Consider the following 20,429-nt stretch of genomic DNA (forward strand, 5'->3'; position numbering starts at 1 on the left):
CTGACGAGAAGAGGCCGGTGACCCCGCGAAGGTCACCGGCCTCTTTCGCTTTGGTCAGGCAGTTGCGAACGCGGACTTGCGGCGGGTCTCCACCTCGGCGGCGAGCGGCGGGGCCTTCTCGAGTGCCGACGACAGGCCGCAGGAGGCCAGCCAGTTCGCCAGCATGGTGTGGCCGCCTTCGGTGAGCACCGACTCCGGGTGGAACTGCACACCCTCGATCGGCAGCTCGCGGTGCCGCATCGCCATGACAACACCCGATTCGGTACGCCCGGTGACCTCGATCTCGGCCGGCAGCGTCTCGGGCAGCACGGCGAGCGAGTGGTACCGGGTCGCGGTGAACGGGTCCGGCAGGCCGGCGAGCACCCCGTCGCCGGTGTGGTGCACCTCGGAGGTCTTGCCGTGCAGCAGCTCCGGCGCCCTGGTCACCGTCGCGCCGAACGCCGCGCCGATCGCCTGGTGGCCGAGGCAGACGCCGAACATCGGCAGCTTGCCCGCGTACGCCTTGATGACGTCCATCATGATGCCGGCGCGTTCCGGTGAGCCGGGGCCGGGTGAGAGCAGCAGACCCGCGGCGCCGAACTCGCCCACCTCGGCGACCGAGATTTCGTCGTTGCGCCGGACCTCGCACTCGGCACCGAGCTGACCGAGGTACTGGACCAGGTTGAAGACGAACGAGTCGTAGTTGTCGATGACCAGGATGCGCAAATCATCACCTGCTGGGACTGGAGCTGGGATGGGGGTCGTTCGAGTGGGTGCTGTAGGGCAGCTCGTCGGGCGCTGACGGGTCCTCACCGTCGTCGCCGGGGATGACCGTCTCCGAGTCGACCTGACCGGAGCCGGACTCGACCTGCACGTCGTCGAACGGCAGCAGCGGCGTGGCCCAGGGGAAGATCACGTACCAGAGCAGCGCGCCGGTCGCGGCGATCAGGCCGAGCGAGACGGCAAGCTTGCCCCAGACCGCACCCGGGAGCTTGTGCCAGATCCAGGCATACATCGGTCAGGAAGCCTTCATCTCGGCAGGCATGCCGGCATCCGGCTTGGACTGGTCGCGGGGGACCGTGCTGACCAGCTCGGCGTGCACGATGAGCCGCTCGTAGTTGTTGAACTTCGGGTTGCAGGTGGTGAGGGTCAGCAGGGCCTTCGTCGGCGTCGCCTTGGGCTTGCCGGGAACCGGCGCGACCACCTCGACCTGGTTCGGACGGACGACCTCGGACTTGTAGACGTGATAGACGAACCAGCTGTCCCGCGTCTCGACGCCGATCACGTCACCGTCGTTCAGCTCGTCGAGCCGCCAGAAAATCTTCTTGATCCGGTGGCCGGCGACCGAGAAGTTGCCGATCTCGCCGGGCAGGGCGGTGTCCGGGTAGTGGCCGGGCGCGTACTTGATGTCGTCCGGCTGGACGCCGTTGACGACCACCCACTCCTTGTCGAACTTAGGAATGTAGAGGCGGCCGACGAGGCTGTCGCCAGGCGCGGCCGGACCCTGCGCCGCTGCCGTGGGCGCCACGGTCGGGTCGGCCCAGGCCTGGTCCAGCTCCTGCGCCAGGTTGTCCTGCTCGGACTGGACCTTCGCCGAGTTTCCGAAGACCTGGTAACCGGCGAAGAGAAGCACGATCAGACCGAAAGTGATCATTACTTCGCCGGAGGTCCGGATGCCCGTGCGGATCCGTGAACCGACGGTGGGCCGGGTCAGTTCGGAGTACACGCTCTTGTAGCCCTCACCGGTCTGCTCCGGACGGAGTTTGACCACCCGCTCACCGCGTTTCGGAATGCTGGATTCGTCGTCCGGCGTCTCGGCGTCAGCCGGGTCGCTCGGGCTCGCCGGGCTGACCGGGGTAGCGCTGACCGAGGCCGCGCCGAGCGTCGCATCGGGCCCGGCCGCCTCACGCGCGGCCTGCGCCGCCGCGCCCGGAGGGAGAACGGTGAGCTTGCCGGGCAGCGGAGCCCCGGCAGGCAGCGTGGGGAGCATGCCGGTGGGCGCGTCGATGGTGCGGATGACGGTGGTGACGCTGGGGTCGCGGGTAGGCCCGACAGCCCCGTTGGGGTAACCACCGACCGTCGCGCCCATGGCCGGGACACTTGCGGCGCCCGTGGCAGGGGCAGGGATCGGGACACTGGCTGCGCCGGTGGGCTGGCCGTTGGCCCCGCCGGCAGGCTGGGCCATGACTGTGCCGGTAACCTGGCCGTTGGCCCCGCTTGTCGCGGCCCACTTCTGTTCGGCCACCGAGGGCTGGTCGGCGGCGGATCGCTGAGCGCCCACCACGCCGAAAACTGCGGTGGCGTCAGCGGCGGCCGGCGGGTAGGGCGCCCTGGCCTGCGGCGCCGGGCTCTGCGGCTGGTAGCTCGAAACCGCCGGAACCGGAGCCGTCGGACTCTGCGGCACATGCCCCTGCGGAACTTGGGCCTGCGGAATCCGGCTCGGCGGGACCTGGCGCTGCGAAACCTGGGCCTGCGGAATCTGGCCGTGTGGCGCCGGGCTTTGCGGCGTCGGGATCTGGGGCGCCGGGATCTGGGGCGCCGAGATCTGGGATGCCGGGATCTGGGATGCCGCGGTTGGGGTCGGGCCGGTTACGCCGGCGGGCTGCCATCCGGCGGTGGTGTCCGATTCTGCACGTCGCCTGCGGCCGACTCGGGTGGCCGGTGCGGCGGCCGGTGACTGCGGCGCCTCGATGGGTGGCTGCGGGGTCGCGGCCCACTCGGTGGTGGTGTCGCCTCGGGAGTCCGCAAGCGGCGGAGAAGCGACCGGCTGGACGGTGCCATGAGTGCTGAGTCTCGCTGTGGCGGCTGGGTCGGTCCAAGTGGCGGCCGGGGCGGCCGGCTCAGAGCGCGGCACCCACGAGGGCTGCTCGGCCTGGCGGGGCGCCTGGGCTGTCTGCGCACCCGGGAGCGGCTCGGGAGGCATGGCCTGAGGCCGGATCGGCCGAGTCGGTCCTTCAGAAGCTGAAGAATCTGACGAAACACCCACCGGCGACGAAATGCCAGCAGGGGACGACGGAACTGTCTGCGGGGACATGGGCGCTGAAGGCGCGGCAACCGGCGGCGTCACGCCCGCACGCCGTCGTGCGGCGGCGGCCGCTGCGCTCACCTCGTCCTGAGCGGGCAGCTCAGTGTCCGGTGCGGCCAAGGCCGCGCCCGAGCCCGGAGCTGAACCTGCGCTTGGAGCCACGGCCCCGCCCGGCGCGAGGGACCCGCCCGGCGCGAGAGACCCGCCCGGCGCGAGAGACCCGCTCAGCGCTGCCGGGGCGCCAGGAGCTGCCGTAGCGCCAGGAGCTGCGGGAGCGCCAGGAGCTGCGGCAGCGCCAGGGGTCGCAGGTGTGGCTGCGGGCTGCTGCGTTGCCGGGCTGCGGGTAGGGCGGGCTGGAATGCCGCCCAGGCCGACCGGGGGCGCCATCGGCCCGCCGGGCACGCCGTCGTCGGATGCGTCGGTGAGCCGGGGGATGAAAGCGGTCTGACCGTCGTTGTCAGGTGCGCGGTGACGACTCACTGGGCGGCCTGCGCCGATCGGAGGTCGGTCGAACCGTCGTACGCCTGCACTGTCACGTTCTTCTCCACCTTTTCCGTGTAACCGAGCCCGAAGTCGGCGACGGCCTCGCGGAACTGCCTGACTCCCTCTGCCGAGTCCAACGCACGACTCATGACTGTGGGTTCGCCAATCGCCGTGATCTTGAACGGTGGTGAGAAGACCTGGCCGTGAAGGAGCAGCGTGTTGCCGACACATCGTACCGCGCTCGTCGAGATCACACGGACATCCATGATCGTCATAGCTTCCGCCCCGCCTGCCCAAAGGGCGTTCACAACGGCCTGAACGTCACCCTGATGCACGACGAGATCGTCGTTGTCGGGTGCGTTCTCGGCGAAGTCCGATCCGCGTCGCGGTGAGTCGTTGAGTGACACGGTGAGACCTGGGCCACGTAGCGCGGTGAAGCCGGCCGGTTCCCGGATGGCGTCTGCGTTCTCGCTGGCGATCTTGACCGGTTGGTCGACCTGGGCCAGCCGGGCGGTCTCCTCGTCGACCTCGGCAAGGAGCTTGGCGGCCCGTTTCTCGCTGTCGGCCAGACGTTCACGCTTTTCGGTGATCAACTGCGCCAACTGCGGACGCCGGTCGTCGCGCAGTGCCGTACCGTCTGCGGTTGTTGCCGAGGTGGTGAAGAGCAGACCCGCGGCCAATGCGATCAGCGGGACCCCCGCGGACCAGATGGATTTCTTGTGATTTCGCCGTGGCCGAAGGCCGCGCGCGGCACGCCGCAGCACGAGCCGCCAGGAGGCCCCACCAGCACCGTCGTGGGCGTTGTCGCGCCCTTCGATGCCGTCGCTGCCCGCTGGAAACACCACCCCAGACTCCCTCCGAAACCCGACGCCAGGTATTTTCCTCGCCCGGCGGGTGCCTGTCTGTGCGCCGCCTTGACTACGCTAGCTGTCGAACAGTATTCGCCACGGGCAGCATTCGGGGCTTCCGGAGCCGCTCAGCGGTGGGTTGTTCACCACTTGTTGCCCTTCAGGAGAGCACCGTGCCGAAGTCAGAGGTTCGCAAGAAGAAGGTCTACACCCCGCCGTCGGACATCCGGCCGGCGGCGGCTGGGGCGTCGAAGAAACCGAGTCCCGCGTGGATTCCGGTCAGTGCGGTTGCCCTGATCGTCATCGGTATCGCCTGGCTGGTCATTTACTACCTCTCGTCCCAGCAGTGGCCGGTCGAGAGCTGGCGCTACTGGAACCTCGCAGTCGGCTTCGGCTGCATGGTCACCTCTCTGGGCCTTCTTTCTCGTTGGCGCTGAGTTTCGCGTCCGCTTCCTGCGGATACGTGAAAAACGGCCAAAGTGAGCGCACCCCCGCCTGGCGTGGGGTGCGCTTTACCTTGACGGACAGGTGTTCGCCCGTCTATTACTCGTGGGTAACATGGGCTGGCGCACCGCCGACCGAGGAGGCACAACCGGATGGGCATTCCACAGATCGTCGCCACCGTCTTAGCGGGGGCGATCACGATTGTGGCCGTCTACCTGGCGGTCAAGGCCGTTCTCACGATCACCGCGGTGATCCGCCAGGGCCAGCCTGATCCGGCCCGGTTCGCCGATCCGAAGACGCGTACGAAGACCATGCTGGTCGAGACCGTGGGTCACACCAGGATGCTCAAGTGGAGCGCGATCGGCGCCGCCCACTGGCTGGTGATGGTCTCGTTCGTCATCCTGTCGTCGCTGGTGCTCGAGGCGTACTTCGAGGTGGTGAGCCCGAAGCTGGGCCTGCCGATCATCGGGCACTGGGTGGTGTTCGGCCTGGTCACCGAGTGGATCGGCATCCTCGGCACGGTCGGCATCCTGTACCTGGTCTTCGTGCGTCAGCGGCAGAAGCCGGGCGCGGTGAAGCGGAGCCGGTTCCTCGGCTCGACGATGTGGCAGGCGTACTTCGTCGAGGCGATCATCATCGGCGTTCTGATCTTCGGGTTCCTCATCCGGGGCTTCAAGGTCGCCACCGACCACTTCGAGTACCCGCTCTGGGCCACCCCGCTGAGCCACGCGATCGGATCGGTGCTCCCGGCCTGGGAGGACGGCGCCACCTGGATGGCGCTCATCAAGATCCTGATCTCGATGAGCTGGCTGATCACCATCTCGCTGAACCCGACGATGGGTGTGGCCTGGCACCGGTTCCTGGCGTTCTTCAACATCTACTTCAAGCGCAGCCCGGAGAAGCCAGCCGGCTCCGGCCTCGGTGCGCTGAAGCCGATGATGAGCGAGGGCAAGCCGCTCGACTTCGAAGAGGCCGACCCGGAGAAGGACCTGTTCGGCGTCAGCCAGGTCGAGCAGTTCACCTGGAAGGGCCTGCTCGACTTCTCCACCTGCACCGAGTGCGGCCGCTGTCAGTCGCAGTGCCCGGCGTGGAACACGGCCAAGCCCCTTTCGCCGAAGCTGCTGGTGCTGTCGCTGCGCGATCACGCGTACGCAAAAGCTCCTTATCTTTTGGCTGGTGGCGGCAAAGACCTGATGGGTGAGGAGAAGGCCACCGAAGCGCAGCTCGCGCACATGGATGTCCTTGCGCTCGCCGAAGGCAACCGGCCGCTGATCGGCACCGCCGAAGAGGGCGGGATCATCGACCCGGACGTTCTCTGGTCCTGCACCACCTGTGGCGCCTGCGTCGAGCAGTGCCCGGTCGACATCGAGCACATCGACCACATCGTCGACATGCGTCGTTATCAGGTGCTGATCGAGTCCAGCTTCCCCTCCGAGGCCGGCGTGATGCTGCGCAACCTGGAGAACAAGGGCAACCCGTGGGGCGCACCGCAGAACACCCGTGAGGACTGGACCAAGGGTCTGGACTTCGAGGTGCCGCGGGTCGGCGAGACCGAGGACTTCGATTACCTGTTCTGGGTCGGCTGTGCCGGCGCGTTCGAGGACCGGGCCAAGAAGACCACCCGCGCGGTCGCGACGCTGCTGAACGAGGCGGGCGTCAAGTACGCGATCCTCGGCGAGGGCGAGACCTGCACCGGTGACCCGGCCCGCCGGATCGGCAACGAGTTCATCTTCCAGATGCTCGCGCAGCAGAACGTGGAGACGCTGACCGAGGCTCTTGGCGAGGACAACAAGACCAAGAAGATCGTCGCGACCTGCCCGCACTGCTTCAACACGCTGGGCAACGAGTACGAGCAGCTCGGCCTCAAGGTCGAGGTCGTGCACCACACGCAGCTGCTCGCGCACCTGGTCGCTACCGGGAAGCTGACGCCGGTGCAGCCGGTGGACGGTGGGGTCACCTACCACGACCCGTGTTACCTGGGCCGGCACAACCGGGTCTTCGACGCCCCGCGTGAGCTGCTCGGCTCCGCGATCGATGGTGACGTGGTCGAAATGCCACGCAACCAGGAGCGGTCCTTCTGCTGTGGCGCCGGCGGCGCCCGGATGTGGATGGAAGAGCGGATCGGCAAGCGGATCAACGTGGAGCGCACCGAGGAGGCTCTCGCGACCGGCGCCAAGACGATCGCGGTGGGCTGCCCGTTCTGCTACACGATGATCGGCGACGGGGTGACCGGCAAGGGCAAGCAGGAAGAGGTCGAGGTCGTCGACGTCGCGACCGTTCTGCTCCGGTCCCTGAAACAGGACGCCTGACTTTGTTTCACATGAAACGGCCGCTCACCCTCGTGAGCGGCCGTTTTCCGTTTGACCCAGTGGCCCTTGTCACCGCCACGGTTGGTCCCGGATGGCCGGTATCCGGCAGAATGATGCCCGAGGTGAAGCGATCATGGACGGCCTGCTCCTGACCGCGGTGCTCCCGCTGGTGGCGTTCGCGCTGCTGACGGCGGGCAACGCGTTCTTCGTGGCCGCCGAGTTCGGGCTGGTCACTGTCGACCGGGCGGAAATCGAGCAACGTGCCATGTCCGGGGATCGCCAGGCGCGTACCGTCCGGAACGCTCTGCACGGGCTCTCGTTCCAGCTCTCCGGCGCCCAGCTCGGCATCACACTGACCGCCCTGCTCACCGGTTACCTGGCCGAGCCGGCGTTCGCCGAGCTGCTCACGCCGCTGGTGAAACCGCTGGCCGGCTCGGCGACCGACACGATCTCGCACGTCTGCGCGCTTGTCGTCGCGACGCTGCTCTCGATGCTCTTCGGCGAGCTGGTCCCGAAGAACGCGGCGCTGGCCCGCCCGATGCGGATCGCGCTGCTCACCGCCGCTCCTCTGCACGGCTTCTCGACGATGCTCAAGTGGCTGATCGCCGCGCTCAACGGCACCGCGAACTGGCTGGTCCGCCGGCTCGGCATCGAGCCGCAGGAGGAGTTGGCCAGCGCACGCTCCCCGGAGGAGCTCGGCCTGCTCGCCGCGATCAGCGCCCGGGCCGGCGCGCTGCCCGCCGAGACCGCGACACTGCTGCGCCGCACGATCCGGTTCGGTGAGAAACGCGCGGCCAAAGCGATGACCCCGCGCGTCGACGTGGTCGGTCTCAAGACCACGGCCAGCGTCGCCGACCTGATCACGGCGGCCCAGCAGACCGGGCACACCCGCTTTCCGGTGTACGAGGACACGCTGGACGTGGTGACCGGAGTGGTCGGCGTGAACGAGGCGCTCGGCGTACTGCCCGAGCGCCGCGCCGCGACAAAGGTCTCCACCCTGGCGAAGGAGCCGGTCTACGTACCGGAGAGCCTCAGCCTCGACAAGGTCCTGGCCGCCCTGCGAGCCGCCGACGCCGACCTGGCGATCGTGGTCGACGAGTACGGTGGCACCGACGGCGTCGTCACCGTCGAGGACCTGATCGAGGAGCTGGTCGGTGAGATCGCCGACGAGTACGACATCGAGCTCGACGAGACCGCCAACCAGGAGCTGACCGCGCCCGGCGGCGAGAAGACGTTCCTGGTCGACGGCCTGCTCCGCGAGGACGAGGTGCTGGAGCAAACCCGGTTCCAGCTGCCCGAGGGGCCGTACGAGACCCTGGCCGGTTTCCTGCTGGCCAGATTCGGTCACATCCCGGTCGTTGGTGAGTCCTTGGAGGAACACGGGTGGGAATTCACCGTGATGGAGGTCGACCGGCACCGCATCGAGCAGGTGCGCGTCGCCGCCCCGCCGGAGCCGGCCGATGACTGAGCTGTTGTTCGTCGCCGTACTGCTGATCGGGAACGGTCTCTTTGTCGGTGGCGAGTTCGCTTTGATCGCGTCTCGGCGTACCGCGCTCGAACCGCTCGCCGAGACCTCCAAGGCCGCGCGCTGGGCGTTGTCGGCGATGAGCCAGATCCCGCTGATGATCGCCGGCGCGCAGCTCGGCATCACCATCTGCACCCTGGTCCTCGGCGCGCTCGCCGAGCCGACCGTCGCGCACCTGCTTGAGGGCCCGTTCGGCGCGATCGGCCTGCCGGAGAACGTCGTCCACCCGGTCGCCTTCGTCTTCGCCCTGGTGATCGTGACGTTCCTGCACACGGTGATCGGCGAGATGGTGCCGAAGAACATCACCCTGGCCGGACCGGAACGCTCGGCGCTCATCCTCGGCCCGTTCATGCTGGCGTTCTGCATCGCCACGAAGCCGCTGCTCAACGCGATGCGCTGGGCCTCCCGCCTGATCCTCAAGATCTGGGGGATCGAGACCACGGACGCGGTCAAGACGGTTTTCACCGCCGAAGAGCTGGCCGGCATGGTCACTCAGGCGCGCAGCGAGGGCCTGCTCGGCTCGGAACAGTACGCCCGCATCCACGCTGCGCTCGGCCTCAACAGCCGTACCGCCGCCGACACGCTGCTGCCCTGGTCGCGGGTCACGACGGTCGCCGCGGACGTCTCTCCGGCCACCCTCGAGGCGGTGGCAACCCGCAGCGGTCGCTCACGCTTCCCGGTGGTCCAGCGCGACACCCGCCGGGTGCTGGGCTTCGTGCACGTCAAGGACATCATTGGGTACGCGGCAACGCAGCGCCGTCTCCCGATTCCCGCCGAGGTGATCCGGCCTCTCGCGGTGGTCGCCCCGGAGCGCAGCCTCGCTGATCTGCTGCTGACAATGCGGCGGGACCGGCTGCATATCGTGCTGGTCAGCGATGGGCGCCGACCGCTCGGAGTGATCACTTTGGACGACGTGCTGCATGCCGTCGTCGGCGAGCCGGCGGGAGCGGCCGCGAAGATCCGCTGACTCGTTCGGTGGCTTCCGCCTCGGTTGTTCGACCGAACGCGTAAGGGTGCAATCGCTCACACGCGGAGTTTCAAGCGGCGCTCGCCCGGATAATCCGGACAATAACCCCATGCTTCACAAAAGACGGCGCGTCTTTCCGCTCGGCGCCCTGTCAGCCACACTCGTTCTCAGCTGCGCTCTGCTGTTGATTAATCATCTCCCGGCCGAGGCCAGTGGCCCGGCCGCCGCGCCGCCCCCGGCGGGTGTGCTGGAGCCTTCAGTGGGTGTCCGGAAGCCTTCGGCCGGTGTGCTGAAGCCTTCGGCCGGTGTCCTGAAGCCTTCAGCGGGTGTGCTGGAGCCATTTGCGGGTGTGCTGGACAGCGCCGGATCCGTCTCTGCGCGATCAACTCCCGGCCAGGTTCGGGTCGCAGGCGGCCCGGTTAGCCTCCGATACGACTTCGACAACGGCGTGGGCAGACCCATCGCCGACCTCCGTGGACGGTACGAGCTGCGGCCCCTCGGCCAGAACGGCGGCAGGCTGCGGCTCGTACGCCAGGGCGGTGGCTTAGCCGTCGACTACCCGGACCGGTGCACGCTGCCACGGGAGCGCGACTGCCCCCGAGCCATCCTTGAGGGCGTACGCGACGACACCCTGAACCCGGGCCGCCGGGCGCTCCGATATGGCGCGTCCGTCCTGATGACACACGCGGACCTGGCCGACGGCGCGAACGTGCTGCAGAAGGGGTACTCGGTCGGCGGGGTTAGCCAGTTCAAGCTGCAGGTCGACCACCGACAGGGCCACCCGAGCTGCGTGGTCGCCGGCCAGCGAGCCCGGATCTATCGAGCCGAACCAACAATGGACGTGGCCGACGGCACCTGGCACGCCCTGGAATGCCGCCGCACCCCCAACCGCCTGATCATGTTCGTCGACGGGGTGCTGAGGGCCTGGGTCCCGATCCCGCCACTGTTGTCGATCGCCAACGCCGAGCCGCTGAGGGTGGGCGGCAAGGGCGCTGCCCCGGGTAACGACCAGTTCGCCGGCGCAATCGACAACGTCTTCCTGACCATCACGAGCTGACGTAGCAGGGCTTTCGCGCGCCGGAAGACCAGGTCTTGTGAGCTTGCCGCGGCCGCCAGCGAATTTTGCTCGGATCGCCCCACGGTGCGAGGGTGCCGCTCGGAGATCTTGTGCGGTTCGGCCGGCCGAACGACCACGAGTGCACGAGTTTGCGGGGCAGCCGTCGGCGGCATGTCGGTTTCGGATGGTTGGTGCGCTTTGTGGTGAGGCTGTGCCGCCACAGCGGGTGGACGTGCCGATCTTTGGAGACTTATGGCGCGATGCTCACGGTTTCGACGTGGTGAGCGGGGGTGCTTCGCCGATCTTGTGGAGTTCGGCGAACCGTTTGCGCGTAACTCCGCAAGATCGGCTAGGCCTGTTCGATCTTGTGGAGTTGTGCCGCCACGTCTGCGGGAAAGTCCACAAGATCCAGGCAGAGCGCGGCAGGGCGGGCGGGCAAAGCGGGCGGGCAAAGCGGGCGGGCAGAGCGCGGGGCGGGGCAAAGCGGGCGGGCAGAGCGCGGGGCGAGGCAGAGCGGGCGGGGCAGCGCGGGGCGGGGCAGCGCGGGGCGGGCGTGGCAAAGCGGGCGGGCAAAGCGGGCGGGCAAAGCGGGCGGGGCAGAGCGCGGCAGTGCGGGCGGGGCAGAGCGCGGCAGTGCGGGCGGGGCAGAGCGCGGCAGTGCGGGCGGGGCAGAGCGCGGCAGAGCGGGCGGGCGCGGCAGAGCGGGCTCGGCAGAGCGGGCGGGCAGAGCGCGGCGCGGCGCGGGGCGGGGCGGGGTGCCTCCAAGATCCGCCAGGGACCAAGATCGGCCGCGATGCTCCCCTGGCACGACACATTGGGCGACCGCCGCGCGAATGAAGCCCCGAAGGGTATCGCCGGAGGGTGTGCCCACAAAGGGCGAGAGGAACGCACCGTGGGGGTCTGGGGGCTCGGCCCCCAGGCAGAAATGCGAGGGGACGCGGTCCACGCTTTCCGTGGACACGCGCCCCTCAAACCCGAGCGGGTGACGGGAATCGAACCCGCACTGTCAGCTTGGGAAGCTGATGTTCTGCCATTGAACTACACCCGCAAGCGGCCCCACTGTACCTGATTATCCGACTGTGCGGCGGGACCGCCCCGGCTTGTCAGCTGGCGACGGCCAGGGTTCTGCGTAAGTTTCTCGGGGCCTGCCATGTCTGGGCGAACGCTGGTGCGAACGGGGTGGCGGCGAGGGGCAGGGCGCCGGCGGGGCCGTGGTGGCGGAGCATGGCGGTGTCGATGGTCAGCTCGAAGAGGCTCCAGTCGACGTCAGGTGAGGCATGCAGGGTGCCGGCGAGGTGGGTGATGGTCGCCGGGTCGGTGACGCCGATGGCGTGGCCGGTGATGGTGGCCTCGTCGTCGTTGTCCTCCGGTGGGTACGCATGGAGGGCGTAACGGCCGTCGCGCTCCAGGTCGCGGCGTTTGGGTGAGTCGACGATGAAGCAGTAGAGGCCGTCGTCGGTGAAAACGGGCGAGACTGGGTGCACCCGGGGGCCGCCGTCGGGGCGCACGGTGGCGAGGTATCCCATGCCGGGGCCGTACTGCTCCATGAGCGCACGGATGCCGGCGGCGAGCAGCGGCTCGGCGGCGGCGAAATCGGACCAGGTTGCCATGGGAGCAGTCTATCGAACATTTGTTCGAGTCATCCACTGAACACGCCGATATGGGCAGGTCGGTATGGTGTTGCGATGCTGCTCTCCGACCGTGACCTGGTCTCCGAGATCAAATCCGGGGATCTCTCGCTGGAGCCTTTCGAGCCGTCGCTCATGCAGCCGTCCAGTATCGACGTGCGGCTGGACCGCTTCTTCCGGGTGTTCAACAATCACCTCTACACGCACATCGACCCCGCCGAGCAGCAGGACGAGCTGACCGCGTCGGTTGAGGTCTCCGATGGTCAGCCGTTCGTGTTGCATCCGGGTGAGTTCGTTCTGGCGTCCACCCTGGAAGTGATCAGCCTCGGTCAGCAGCTCGCTGCGCGGCTGGAGGGCAAGAGCAGCCTCGGCCGGCTCGGCCTGCTGACGCATTCGACGGCCGGCTTCATCGACCCCGGGTTCTCCGGGCACGTCACGCTGGAGCTTTCCAATGTGGCGAACCTGCCGATCAAGCTGTGGCCGGGCATGAAAATCGGCCAGCTCTGCATCTTCCGGCTGTCCAGCCCGGCTGAGCACCCCTATGGGTCGTCGGTCTACGGGTCGCGGTACCAGGGCCAGCGCGGTCCAACCGCTAGCCGATCGGCAATGAACTTCCGGACCTGGCCGACGAGCTGAAGGATCTGGCCGACGAGCTGAAGGATCTGGCCGATGAGCTGAAGGATCTGGTCGACGAGCTGACGGCCAGGCCGTGGGTCGCGGCAACGGCGAGGATCTGATCGACCTGGGCGGTGGTGACGCTCATGGTCGGCACCGGCAGGAAGCGGCCGTCAACCAAGCCGAACACCGGCTGGCCGGGAAGCTCGTCAACCGAACGAATCGCAGGCCATGCGTACGAGTGACGGCTCTGCTCGTCGGCGCAGGCGATGCCACCTTCGCTGATCTCGTACGTGGTGGGCCGGCCACCGCGCATCGTCCGGCGGGCGGTCCGGTTGAGCATGATCAACGGTACGCCGACCGCCAGGACGGCGCCGATCGCGAGCAGCGCCGGGCTGAGGCTGCCGGTGGTCACCAGGACGAACGCCGCGGCGAGCAGGCCGGCCCAGCCGGCGGAGCGGGCCAGCAGCACGGATCGGCGCAGGCCGCGCCGGACGGCGGCCGCGATCAGGACCGGGTCGGGGGCCGCGGTGATCTGGATCTGCACACCTGCAACGGTAGGTTCCGCCGGGGCAAATCGTCACCCTGCGGATATCTCGGGCATTTCGCTCGACGGCTGATCCATCCATCACCCGATCGGGCCGGACGCGGATCTACGATGAGCGACGTGTATCTGATGATTTCGAAGTACCTGAAGCCGCTCGCTGAGGTGGACGCTGCTCGCGAGGACCACCTGGCCTTCGTCGACGGGCTGGAGAAGGGTGGGTTCTCGGTCGCCGCCGGGCGCCAGGATCCCGCTGCCGGCGGCATCATCCTGCTGGACGTCGACACTGCGGCCGAGGCCGAGGCGCTGATCGCCGAGGACCCGTACGTGCAGCGGGGGCTCGCTGTCTACACCGCCACCGGCTGGCACCCGACGCGTGGCGCGCTCGCCGATTATCAGCGGGTGCGGCCCGGCGCTTAGCGCGTACCAAATGGGCCGCGAGGAAAGAGTGAGGGCCTCGCGGCCTGGATCACGGGTCCAGGTCGGACCCGGACAGCAGGCTTCGGATGATGAGCTCGGCGGTGACGGCGGGCGGGCATTCGTCGACGATCACGGCGGTTCCGACATAGCGATCACCGACAAGAGTTCGCAGGCCACGAGCCTGTGCGCCGGTCGAGGCCCAGTCGTCGACGATGAGGACGCGGTCGTCGGGGGAGATCAGCCGCTCGCGCACGCCCAGGTGCTGGACGTCGCCGCGGTGGTCGGCGGGGACCTCGACCCAGATCATCGGCTCAGCGATCGGCCGGCGGGCTCCGGCTCGGTACGCCTCGACAAAACCGACTCCGAGGGCGCGCGCCACGAGCGGGCCGAGCATAAATCCGGTGACTTCCGGCGAGACCACAACAGTGGGGCGCTCCGACCGGAAAAGATCAGCGAGTGCTGGACCGAGACCGTCCAAAATTCTCGGTTCGCGCCACCAACCGGAGCGGTCGCTGACGAGATATTCGCTGTTCGGGCCGGGGTTGGTCCAGCGAAACGCGGAACGCAGAAGATCACGCAGATCGGTGCTCACACCAACATCCTGTCACCGAGGACCGGTTCTTCCTGGACCGACCGAATGACGCCGGTACTAACAGGTGGACAGAACCGCCTCAGCCTAGGGGTCAAGATGATGCCTGAGGACACCTGCATCGGGCATGCTGTTCGGCGGAACTATGCCTACTTTGCTGCCGGGCCGACGCCCGATGAGCCCAGGGAACCGCGCCGGACTCGGCGCGGCCATTGTGATGCTCGCTGTCGTGTCCGCCGTGGAGTTCACCGACCCTGATTCCGCCGAGTTCGTCGGCCTGCTGGCGGCCGTGCCGTTCCTCGCCGCTGTCTTCGCGGCGTGGCAGGTCGTGCTCGGTGTCGGCGTGGTGGCCACCGTGGTCGGCGCGATCTTCGTGGGCGCTTCCGGCGGTCACGGCATGGCTAGTGTGGTCAACCTGATGGGGATCATGCTCGCGACAGGTGTCGCGGCGGCCGGGGCCACCATCCGGGAGCGCCAGGCGGATCGGATCGCCGAATTGCTGCGGCTCGCCTCGGTGGCTCAGCAAGCGGTTCTGCGCCCGATCGGGCCGCAAGTGGGAGCGCTCTCGGTGGCCGGGCGCTACATCTCGGCCACCGCTGCGGCGGACATCGGCGGAGACCTGTACGAGGCGCTGAACACGCCGTACGGGGTCCGGATCATCATCGGTGACGTCCGGGGCAAGGGTCTGGACGCGGTTCGGCTGGCGAGCATCGTGCTGGGCTCGTACCGGCATGTCGCGTACGAACGGCCTGATCTCAAGTCGATCGTGGCGGACCTGGACCGGGCGGTGGCTCGCAGTGTCGGCGACGAGGACTTCGTGACCGCCGCGCTCGTTGAGGAGCGCGGCGGCACACTCACCATCGTGAACTGTGGACATCCGGCGCCGTTGCTGCTGCGCCGGGGCCAGGTCATTCCGTTGGAGCCCCCGGCGCCGGCGCCACCGCTCGGCTTCATGCCCGAGGTCAAGGCGCGGGTGGAGCGGCTGGAGCCTGGCGACCGGTTGCTGCTCTTCACGGACGGGCTCGGCGAAGCTCGCCGCGAGGGCGAGTTCTTCCCGACTGCGGACCGGGCCTGGCGACTGCTCGGGCACGGCACGGTCGGGGACGGCCTGGCGTCGCTTGAGACCGCGCTCGTCGACTGGGTCTACGGCCGGCTCGAGGACGACATCGCCCTGGTTCTGCTGGAATATGTGGGCCCGGACGGCGACGCTGCCGTGTCGGTGCCGAGTTGGGAAGTCGGAGCCGCCGGCTCTTAAGCCGCCTCTTCAAAAGCGGCTCTAAAGCCGCCTCTTCAAAAGCGGTTCTAAGCCGCCTCCTCGAAGGCGGTTCTTATGCCGCCGTGGTCTCGTCAGGCTCTGGCGCTGCCGGGGAGGTCGGCGCCGGCGCTGGTGGGACCGTCTCGGGCTGTCGATGCCGTCCGACGTAATGGCGGGGCTGGCTGGCCTGGCGCGGCTCCGGGATCAGGTTCTTGATCGTGGCGAACATCGCGTCCCCCTGGGTGTCGGCGAAACGTTCTTCGCTGTCTATCCGGAGAAACGAACCTCATCGGCGAGCGATACGTGGTTCTGAGGGTCGAAGTCCGCAAATGGCCGAACGGTGGTCAGGTAAGCCACCCGATCGGCGGCATTTGGCCCACGAACCGGCGGACAGACCCCCTACCCGGTGGGTCTTGCCGGAAACCCTGCCCGGGTTGTCGCTACCTACCGATGGGTAATACAGTGGGGTTACTGACGGGTAACTCGCGTCCAGGAGAGCGGGGCCAAGCACGATGACGCACTACAAGAGCAACCTTCGGGACCTCCAGTTCAACCTGTTCGAGGTCTTCGGAGCGGAAAAGTCGCTCGGCCAGGCGCCGTTCGACGAATTCGACCTGGAAAGCGCCCGCGACGTGCTCGCCGAGGTGGACCGGCTGGCCCGGGAGGACCTCGCCGCCAGCTACACCGAAGCGGATCGCAACCCGCCGGTCTTCGACCCGGCGACGAACACCGCGCCGCTGCCGGAGTCGTTCAAGAAGTCGTACGAGACGTTCATGGCGTCCGAGTTCTGGCGGCTGGACCTGCCGACCGGTCTCGGCGGCACGCCCGCGCCCCGCAGCCTCGTGTGGGCCGTCGCCGAGCAGATCCTCGGTGCGAACGCCCCGATCTGGATGTACTCGTCCGGCCCGTCCTTCGCCAACGTGGCGTGGACCGAGGGCACCGAGGAGCAGAAGCAGTGGGCCAAGCTCTTCGTGGAGAAGCAGTGGGGCTCGACGATGGTGCTGACCGAGCCGGACGCCGGTTCGGACGTGGGCGCCGGTCGGGCCCGGGCCATCCCGCAAGCCGACGGCTCCTGGCACATCGAGGGCGTCAAGCGCTTCATCACCTCGGGTGAGCACGACCTCACCGACAACATCATCCACTACGTGCTCGCCCGCCCGGTGGGCGTCGAGGGCGTCGGTGGCCCCGGGACCAAGGGCCTGTCGCTCTTCATCGTGCCGAAGTACCACTTCGACGCGGAGACCGGCGAGCTGGGCGAGCGCAACGGCGTCTACGCCACGAACGTCGAGCACAAGATGGGCCTCAAGGTCTCCAACACGTGCGAGATGACCTTCGGTGAGCACGGCACCCCGGCCAAGGGCTGGCTGCTCGGCGAGGTGCACCAGGGCATCCGGCAGATGTTCATGATCATCGAGAACGCCCGGATGATGGTCGGCACCAAGGCGATCGCCACCCTGTCGACCGGTTACCTGAACGCGCTGGAGTACGCGAAGAACCGCGTACAGGGCGCCGACCTGGTGCAGAACACCGACAAGGCCGCACCGCGCGTCACCATCACCCACCACCCTGACGTACGCCGCTCGCTGCTGCTGCAGAAGTCGTACGCCGAGGGTCTGCGTGCCCTGGTCATCTACACCGCGACCTGGCAGGACAAGGTCGCCATCGCGACCGCGGCCGGCGACGAGAAGGCCGCGAAGATCGCGAACAAGATCAACGACTTCCTGCTTCCGCTGGTCAAGGGCGTCGGCTCCGAGCGGGCGTACGAACTGCTCGGTCACGAGTCGCTGCAGACCTTCGGTGGTTCCGGCTTCCTGCAGGACTACCCGCTGGAGCAGTACGTCCGGGACGCGAAGATCGACACCCTGTACGAGGGCACGACCGCGATCCAGAGCCTCGACCTGATCTTCCGCAAGATCGTCAAGGACAACGGCCGGGCGCTCGGCACCATCGCCGCGGAGATCCAGGGCTTCGTCGAGAGCGAGGCCGGCAACGGTCAGCTCAAGAACGAGCGGCTGGCTCTCGGCAAGGCGCTCGGCGAGATGCAGCAGATCCTGGGCATCACGCTGGGCTGGCTCCAGGAGGTCCAGGGCGGCGAGGCTCGTGAGCTCTACAAGATCGGCCTGAGCTCACGCCGGATCCTGCTGGCTCTCGGTGACGTCGTCCTCGCGTGGCTGCTGCTGCGCCAGGCCGAGGTGGCGCTGAACGCGCTGAACACCGAGCTGTCCGAGTCGGACAAGTCGTTCTACACCGGCAAGGTGGCGGCGGCTCGCTTCTTCGTCCGCGAGATCCTGCCCCGGATCGGCTCCGACCGTCGCATCATCGAGAACACGAACCTCGATGTGATGGACCTGCCCGAGGACGCTTTCTGATCCTCGCGGTGCACAAGCTTTTCCCACTCTCCTGAAAAGACGAAGGCCGGCGGACAATGGCGTCCGCCGGCCTTCGTTGTCACTTTTCGCTGCTGGCGTACCGTGTATACGGTGCCGTATCATCCCCAAAAGATTCATGATCTTGTGTACGGGGGCGTTGGTGCGGGTCGTTTCTTCATGTCTTGTAGCGGTTTTGCTGAGTGTGGGGGTACCTGCTCCCACCTTCGCGGCCGACGCTGATCCGGTACGCCTTGACGTCGGCCTTGACGTCGGCGCGGATCTGGCGGCGATCGTGTCAGCACTCGGCCCAGACGTTGCCGGCGCCCATCCCAGTCGAAGGCCTCGACGCGATCACCGCTGACGTGCCGGCGGATCGGGTCACCGCAGTACTCACCGCGCTGGGTGGCACGGCCGGGGTGCGTTACGCGCAGCGAGGCGCTCTGGTCCAGGCTGACAGCGAGAAGGGCAACATCGGTTTCGACACCTCGGAGATTCCGCAGGCCTGGACCTGGACGACTGGCAGCCCCGACATCACCGTTGCAGTCGTCGACAGCGGTGTCAGCCGGACCGTCGACCTGACCGCTGACCGCTGACCGGTTGACCGAGGGTTACGACTTCGTCGGCCTCGACACCGACGCGTCCGACGAGAGTGGACACGGCACGCTGGTCGCGAACATCATCGCGGGAGACCGGGAGAACAACGCCGGCGCTGCGGGTGTCTGCGGGAAGTGCCGGATCATGCCGGTCCGGGTTCTCGCCGGCGATGGAACAGCTCCGGCTCAGGGAACGACCGCCGACGTGGCCGCCGGTGTCGCCTGGGCGGCCGATCGCGGTGCGCAGATCATCAACCTCTCGCTCAGCACCACCTCGAACAGCCTTCTGCTGCGGGACGCGGTGGATCACGCCGCAGCCAAGGGCGCTCTCGTCGTGGCTTCGGCCGGTAACGCGTACGACACTGCGCACCGATACCCGGCGGCGTTCGAACCGGCGTTCGCCGTGGGCCGGTACGCGATTCCGCGGAACACCGAGTCGGACCGATGGGTGGACGTCGCCGCGAGCACCGGCCAGTTGGCGATCGGCAAGGACGGTGTGAAGAAGCAGCTCGGCGGCACCTCCTCGGCCACCGCAGTGGTCGCGGGTGTCGCGGCGCTCGCGTTGGCGATGAAGCCGTCCGCAACCGCGACCGAGGTACGAAACCTGATCCAACGGGATGCCGAAGTGCGTTCCGGGATGGAAGCTGGCTCGCCGCCGGTAGTCAACGCCGCCAAGGTGGTCTACGACCTCGGTGGCACCGACGCTGTTCCTCCGGTGCTCTCCTCGGCCGGGGTCGATCCGAATCAGGTACTCGGTTCCGAAGGCGTGTGGTTCAACCCAGTTGTCGCCGACGATCACGCCATCGAGCGAATCGATCTGCTGTACCAGGGCAAAGTCATCAGCCGGGCGGTGCAGAGCAACTGGCAGTTCTTGTTCATCCCGTCCGCGAACTTCGCCGGTGCCATGCCGGTCACGCTGAAGGCGTACGACTACGCCGGCCATACGGCTGAGCTGCGCACGACCCTCCAGGTGGATACCCGGGCACCGCGGATCACGATCGTCAGCCCGGTGAAGCACCAGGTGTACCGGGGAAAGGTCGCGGTGACCGTCTCCTCGCCGGATACCGACATCGCCGAAATCTACGGCGTCCACAAGGGTGAGCGGATGATCCGGGTAGCCGATACGAACCAGTGGAAGGGCTTGGTCACGCCGCTGGGCTGGACTCTGGAGCTCAAAGCCACCGACAAGATCGGTAACAGCGCCACGGTGTGGCAGACAGTGATCTCGGACTACGAGCCTCCTTTCGGCGCTAGCGTCGCTCCGCAGACCGGAACTCGGGTACGCGGGACTTTCACTGCCGATGTGAGCGCCCGTGACCACCACGGTGTGGCGAAAGCCGAGCTGTGGGCGAACGGCAAGTACATCGGTGCTGACACGAGGGCGCCGTTCGAACTCAAGGTCAAAACGGGCACCTACAACGGCAACGTGAAGCTGGTCTGGAAGGTCAGCGACGTGGTCGGCAATGTGCTGACGGTGCCGGGCGGGACCGTGATCGCCGACAACAAAGGGCCGACCGTCAAGATCACGAAGGCGCCCAAGCACAAGGCGAAGGTCAAAGGCACTGTCGTATTCGTGGTGAAGGCGTCGGACCCGAGCCGCATCAGGAAGGTCGAGTTGATCGTCAATGGCAAGGTCGTGGCCAAGGACGTCGAATCTGGCTATGTCCTCAGTGTCAACACCAAAAACCAGAAAGAGACCATGAAGGTACGGGTACGCGCATACGACAAGCTCGGCAACGTCTCGGACACAGCGACCCGCACCTGGCGCCGGTGACGTAC

At 67.7% G+C, this 20,429-nt stretch carries 18 protein-coding genes and 1 tRNA gene; 11 read left to right on the top strand and 8 right to left on the bottom strand.

The window, feature by feature from the left end; translation table 11 throughout:
- Positions 1-54 precede the first annotated feature (54 nt).
- From ACQP2E_RS00265 to ACQP2E_RS00280, 4 genes are all read right to left on the bottom strand, one after another.
- Entirely contained in the window at positions 55-705 is a 651-nt protein-coding gene (locus ACQP2E_RS00265; protein ID WP_433827892.1) for an aminodeoxychorismate/anthranilate synthase component II, read from the bottom strand.
- 4 nt (positions 706-709) lie between these two features.
- Complete coding sequence (locus tag ACQP2E_RS00270) at positions 710-994, bottom strand: hypothetical protein (RefSeq protein WP_433827893.1); 285 nt, start codon at positions 992-994, stop codon at positions 710-712.
- Positions 995-997: 3 nt separating this feature from the next.
- Positions 998-2,383, bottom strand: a complete 1,386-nt coding sequence (locus tag ACQP2E_RS00275; RefSeq protein WP_433827894.1) for a class E sortase — start codon at positions 2,381-2,383, stop codon at positions 998-1,000.
- A gap of 1,097 nt (positions 2,384-3,480) precedes the next feature.
- The gene (locus ACQP2E_RS00280) at positions 3,481-4,251 is read right to left on the bottom strand and encodes a DUF881 domain-containing protein (protein WP_433834272.1); all 771 of its coding nucleotides are present in this window, start codon (positions 4,249-4,251) and stop codon (positions 3,481-3,483) included.
- 257 nt (positions 4,252-4,508) lie between these two features.
- On the opposite strand from ACQP2E_RS00280, the gene ACQP2E_RS00285 reads away from it, so the two are divergent.
- The 5 genes from ACQP2E_RS00285 (at position 4,509) to ACQP2E_RS00305 (ending at position 10,637) form a co-directional block, all read left to right on the top strand.
- Positions 4,509-4,772: a cell division protein CrgA gene (locus ACQP2E_RS00285; protein ID WP_433827895.1), complete on the top strand. Its 264-nt coding sequence runs from the start codon at positions 4,509-4,511 to the stop codon at positions 4,770-4,772.
- A gap of 159 nt (positions 4,773-4,931) precedes the next feature.
- On the top strand, positions 4,932-7,088 hold the full coding sequence (locus tag ACQP2E_RS00290; RefSeq protein ID WP_433827896.1) for a (Fe-S)-binding protein: 2,157 nt from the start codon (positions 4,932-4,934) through the stop codon (positions 7,086-7,088).
- Positions 7,089-7,221: 133 nt separating this feature from the next.
- On the top strand, positions 7,222-8,556 hold the full coding sequence (locus ACQP2E_RS00295; RefSeq protein WP_433827897.1) for a hemolysin family protein: 1,335 nt from the start codon (positions 7,222-7,224) through the stop codon (positions 8,554-8,556).
- Entirely contained in the window at positions 8,549-9,580 is a 1,032-nt protein-coding gene (locus ACQP2E_RS00300; protein ID WP_111650906.1) for a hemolysin family protein, read from the top strand. Before ACQP2E_RS00295 ends, ACQP2E_RS00300 begins: the two co-directional genes overlap by 8 nt.
- 184 nt (positions 9,581-9,764) lie before the next feature.
- A complete protein-coding gene (locus ACQP2E_RS00305) occupies positions 9,765-10,637 on the top strand; it encodes a LamG-like jellyroll fold domain-containing protein (protein ID WP_433827898.1) in 873 nt (290 codons plus the stop codon).
- 977 nt (positions 10,638-11,614) lie between these two features.
- Here the strand turns inward: ACQP2E_RS00305 and ACQP2E_RS00310 are convergent.
- A tRNA-Gly gene (locus tag ACQP2E_RS00310) sits at positions 11,615-11,685 on the bottom strand.
- 55 nt (positions 11,686-11,740) lie between these two features.
- Positions 11,741-12,247 carry a pyridoxamine 5'-phosphate oxidase family protein gene (locus ACQP2E_RS00315; protein WP_433827899.1) on the bottom strand — a complete coding sequence of 169 codons (507 nt, stop codon included), beginning with the start codon at positions 12,245-12,247 and terminating at the stop codon, positions 11,741-11,743.
- A gap of 75 nt (positions 12,248-12,322) precedes the next feature.
- Between ACQP2E_RS00315 and dcd the strand changes: the two genes are divergently transcribed.
- The gene (gene dcd / locus ACQP2E_RS00320) at positions 12,323-12,901 is read left to right on the top strand and encodes a dCTP deaminase (RefSeq protein WP_433827900.1); all 579 of its coding nucleotides are present in this window, start codon (positions 12,323-12,325) and stop codon (positions 12,899-12,901) included.
- On the opposite strand, the gene ACQP2E_RS00325 is transcribed toward dcd, so the two are convergent.
- Positions 12,858-13,427: a YcxB family protein gene (locus ACQP2E_RS00325; protein ID WP_433827901.1), complete on the bottom strand. Its 570-nt coding sequence runs from the start codon at positions 13,425-13,427 to the stop codon at positions 12,858-12,860. The two genes, dcd and ACQP2E_RS00325, sit on opposite strands and share 44 nt — an antisense overlap.
- Positions 13,428-13,538: 111 nt before the next feature.
- On the opposite strand from ACQP2E_RS00325, the gene ACQP2E_RS00330 reads away from it, so the two are divergent.
- Complete coding sequence (locus ACQP2E_RS00330) at positions 13,539-13,844, top strand: YciI family protein (RefSeq protein WP_433827902.1); 306 nt, start codon at positions 13,539-13,541, stop codon at positions 13,842-13,844.
- A gap of 49 nt (positions 13,845-13,893) precedes the next feature.
- On the opposite strand, the gene ACQP2E_RS00335 is transcribed toward ACQP2E_RS00330, so the two are convergent.
- Positions 13,894-14,436: a phosphoribosyltransferase family protein gene (locus tag ACQP2E_RS00335; protein ID WP_433827903.1), complete on the bottom strand. Its 543-nt coding sequence runs from the start codon at positions 14,434-14,436 to the stop codon at positions 13,894-13,896.
- Positions 14,437-14,560: 124 nt separating this feature from the next.
- Between ACQP2E_RS00335 and ACQP2E_RS00340 the strand changes: the two genes are divergently transcribed.
- From ACQP2E_RS00340 to ACQP2E_RS00355, 4 genes are all read left to right on the top strand, one after another.
- Positions 14,561-15,688 (top strand): PP2C family protein-serine/threonine phosphatase, encoded by a 1,128-nt coding sequence (locus ACQP2E_RS00340; protein WP_433827904.1) that lies wholly within the window; start codon positions 14,561-14,563, stop codon positions 15,686-15,688.
- A 512-nt stretch (positions 15,689-16,200) separates the two neighbouring features.
- Complete coding sequence (locus tag ACQP2E_RS00345) at positions 16,201-18,057, top strand: acyl-CoA dehydrogenase (protein WP_433827905.1); 1,857 nt, start codon at positions 16,201-16,203, stop codon at positions 18,055-18,057.
- A gap of 314 nt (positions 18,058-18,371) precedes the next feature.
- Positions 18,372-18,650 (top strand): hypothetical protein, encoded by a 279-nt coding sequence (locus ACQP2E_RS00350; RefSeq protein WP_433827906.1) that lies wholly within the window; start codon positions 18,372-18,374, stop codon positions 18,648-18,650.
- 4 nt (positions 18,651-18,654) lie between these two features.
- Positions 18,655-20,424, top strand: a complete 1,770-nt coding sequence (locus tag ACQP2E_RS00355; RefSeq protein WP_433827907.1) for a S8 family serine peptidase — start codon at positions 18,655-18,657, stop codon at positions 20,422-20,424.
- The last annotated feature ends 5 nt before the right edge of the window (positions 20,425-20,429 follow it).

This window comes from Actinoplanes sp. CA-015351 (assembly GCF_050955685.1).
Taxonomy (GTDB): Bacteria; Actinomycetota; Actinomycetes; order Mycobacteriales; family Micromonosporaceae; genus Actinoplanes.